We start from the raw sequence: 3,860 nt of genomic DNA on the forward strand, positions 1-3,860 counted from the left end.
ACAACAACACCCCACACAACCAACCCCACACACCACCACCCAACACACCCGGCAAATCCACCAAACCACCCCACCGCAACGGCACCTCCAAACCCACCACCCGACCCAAACCCCACACCGCAGAACCCGCGACATCCGCCAGCTCGTCCGAGTCGCCGACCGACACCGCCCCGCGCGTCAGCCACCACAACCGGCCCGACCCACCGACGTCGGTCAGCGCCTGCACCACGGCCAGCGCCGTCGACACCTCGGCGGCGGCCGGAACCGGGGACGCCTCCCGCGGCTCGGCCAGCGACAGCAGGGACACCACGTGCGCGTCCCGGGCGTCGGAGCTCATCGCCTCCAGCAGCAGCCGCGCCACCCGGTCGCGGTCGGCGCCGGCCGGGATCAGCACCGGGACCGCCCGGTCGGCCCGGGCAGCCAGCGCCGCGGCCACCGGGTGGTCCTCCTGCCCGGGCGCCATCAGCAGCAGCCAGGTTCCCGCCAACGTCGCGGAGTCCGGCACGGCGGCCGTACGCCACGTCGCCCGGTACCGCCAGGAGTCGACGACCGCCCGCTGCTGCGTCGCCCGCCGCCACCGGGCGAGCTTGGGCAGCAGCGCCGTGGACGGCTCGTCCGCGCCCACGGCGAGATCCTCGCCCAGCACGCCGAGGTCCCCGGACTCGACCGCCGCCCAGAACTGCTCGTCGGACGGGGCGTCGGCCCGCTCCGGAGCCGAGCCGGGCTGGGGGTCCTCCAGCCAGTAGCGCTGCCTGTCGAAGGCGTAGGTGGGCAGTTCCACCGCGCGCGGCCGGGTGCCGGTCTGGCCGAGGTACGCCGCCCAGTCGACGGCCACGCCGGCGGCCCAGAGCTGCCCGGCGGCAGTGGTGAGGGTGGTGACGTCGGGCTGGCTGCGGCGCAGCGTGGCGACGTACCGCACGTCGTCGGCGGTGTCCGCCTCGGCGGCCATGGCGGTGAGGACCGCGTCCGGGCCGATCTCCAGGAAGGTGTCCACCCCCTGTGCCCGCAACGTCGCCACCCCGTCGGCGAAGCGCACCGGCTGCCGCACGTGCCGCACCCAGTAGCCGGGCTCGGTGATCTCTGCGGAGTCCGCGACCGCGCCGGTCACGTTCGACACGATCGGGATCCGCGGCGGTTGCCAGTCGAGCCCCGCCACCACCGACGCGAACTCGTCCAGCATCGGATCCATCAACCGCGAGTGGAACGCGTGACTGACCGCCAGTTCCTTGACCCGCCAACCCCGCTCACGGCAGGCTGCCACCACCGAAGCGACCTCACCGGCGGCACCCGACACCACCACCGACGCCGGACCGTTCACCGCCGCCACATCCACACCCGCACCCGCACCCGACGACGCGATCAGCTCGGCGACAGCCTCCTCCGACGCACCCACCGCCGCCATCACACCGCCAGCCGGCAACGCCTGCATCAACCGGCCCCGCGCCGCCACCAGGGAACAGGCGTCCGACAGCGACAACATCCCCGACACGTACGCGGCCGTCACCTCACCGATCGAATGACCCGCCAGGAAATCAGCCCGCACACCCCACGACGCGAGCAACTCCCACAACGCCACCTCGACAGCGAACAACCCCGCCTGCGCGAACACGGTCTGATCCACCAGAGCCGCAGTCTCCGAACCCGGCTCCGCGAACACCACCTCGCGCAACGCACGCGGCAGACGCGGATCAATCTCCGCGCACACTTCGTCGAACGACGCCGCGAACACCGGGAACGTCTCGTACAGCTCCCGGCCCATGCCCGCACGCTGCGAACCCTGACCCGTGAACAACACCGCCCGACGACCCACCGACACCACACCCGCAGACCGGCCCTCGGCAACAGCCGACAGCCCGGCCACCAGCTCGTCCACGTCCGAGCCCCACACCACCGCCCGATACTCCAACGCCGCCCGAGTCGTCGCCAACGACCACGACACATCAGCCACCGACAGGTCAGACCGACCCCGCACGAACGACGCCAACCGCCCCGCCTGACCCGACAGACCCCGCTCCGAACGCCCCGACAGCACCCACGGCACCGGCACCCCGACGGGCACGGCAGACGCCGCGGCGTGCTCCGGCTCCGCCTGTTCGATGATCACGTGCGCGTTCGTGCCGGAGATCCCGAACGACGACACGGCAGCCCTGCGTGCGCGGCCCGCACCCGGCCACTCACGCGAGGCCGTTACCAACTCGACCGCACCCGACGACCAGTCCACATGTGACGAGGGCACATCCGCGTGCAGCGTCGCCGGTACGGTCCCGTGCCGCATCGCCAAGATCATCTTGATGATCCCAGCCACCCCCGCAGCGGCCTGCGTGTGACCGATGTTCGACTTCACCGACCCCAACAACAGCGGCACATCCCGGCCCTGCCCGTACGTCGCCAGCAACGCCTGCGCCTCGATCGGATCACCCAACGACGTACCCGTACCGTGCGCCTCCACCACATCCACATCAGCCGCCGACAAACCCGCACTCGCCAGCGCCTGCCGGATCACCCGCTGCTGCGACGGACCATTCGGCGCCGTCAAACCATTCGACGCACCATCCTGATTCACCGCCGAACCCCGCACCACCGCCAGAACCCGACGCCCGTCACGCCGCGCATCCGACAACCGCTGCACCACCAGCACGCCGACGCCCTCGGACCAGCCCGTGCCGTCCGCGGCGTCCGAGAACGACTTGCAGCGGCCGTCGGCGGACAGGCCGCCCTGGATCGAGAACTCGGCGAACGTGCCCGGTGAGGCCATCACGGTGACGCCGCCGGCCAGGGCGAGGTCGCACTCGCCGGACCGCAGCGCCTGCGCCGCCAGATGCAACGCCACAAGCGACGACGAACACGCCGTGTCCACAGTCACCGCCGGGCCCTCGAAACCGAACGAGTACGCCACCCGGCCCGACAACACGCTTGTCGCGTTGCCGGTGAGCAGGTGGCCGCCGACCTCCTGGGCCCGACCGACCGACCCGCTGGCGTACCCCTGGAAGCTGGCCCCGGCGAAGACGCCGACCGCGCCGCCCCGCAGGGTGGTCGGGTCGATGCCCGCCGACTCGACTGCCTCCCACGAGGTCTCCAGCAGCAGCCGCTGCTGCGGGTCCATGGCGAGCGCCTCCCGCGGCGAGATGCCGAAGAACTCGGCGTCGAACTCGCCGGCGTCGTAGACGAAGCCGCCCCTGCGGGCGAAGGACGTGTCGGACAGGCCGCTGCTGAGGAAGCTGTCCCAGCCCCGGTCGAGGGGGAACTCGGAGATGCCGTCGCGTCCGGTGGCGAGCAGTTGCCACAGTTCTTCCGGGGACGCGACACCACCCGGGAGGCGGCAGCCCATGCCGACGATCACGATCGGGTCGTCGTCGACGGTGGCGACCCTGCGGTCGGCCGGCGCGTCGCCCGATGCTCCGAGCACGGTCTCCCGGATGAAGGCGACCAGGGCGGCCGGCGTCGGGTGGTCGAAGACGAGGGTGGAGGGCAACGCGAGGCCGGTTTCGGCGGTCAGCCGGTTGCGCAGCTCGACTGCGGTGAGCGAGTCGAAGCCGAGGCGCTGGAACGCCCGGTCCGGTCGCACCGCCTCCACGGTGGCGTGGCCGAGCACCGTGGCGACCTGGGAGCGTACGAGGTCCAGGAGGGACGCCTCGACCTCCGGCGGCGTCAGGGCCGCGAGCCGCTCGCGCAGTGCGGAGGCCCGGTCGGTGGGGCCGGTCTCGGCTCGGGACGCCGCCTCGATCGCCGCCTGTGCTTCGGGGATGTCGGTGAACAACCGGGACGGACGCAACGCCGTGAACGACGGCACAAACCGATCCCACCGCACATCCGCCACCACCACCTGCCCCTCACCACCATCCAACGCCCGCTGCAACGCC

At 72.0% G+C, this 3,860-nt stretch carries 1 pseudogene; it reads right to left on the minus strand.

From position 1 onward, the window contains the following. A pseudogene (locus tag DQE82_RS30430) lies at positions 1-3,790 on the minus strand (beta-ketoacyl synthase N-terminal-like domain-containing protein); the annotation flags it as partial. Positions 3,791-3,860 lie beyond the last annotated feature (70 nt).

It is taken from the genome of Micromonospora sp. LHW51205, assembly GCF_003315815.1.
Lineage (GTDB): Bacteria > Actinomycetota > Actinomycetes > Mycobacteriales > Micromonosporaceae > Micromonospora > Micromonospora chalcea.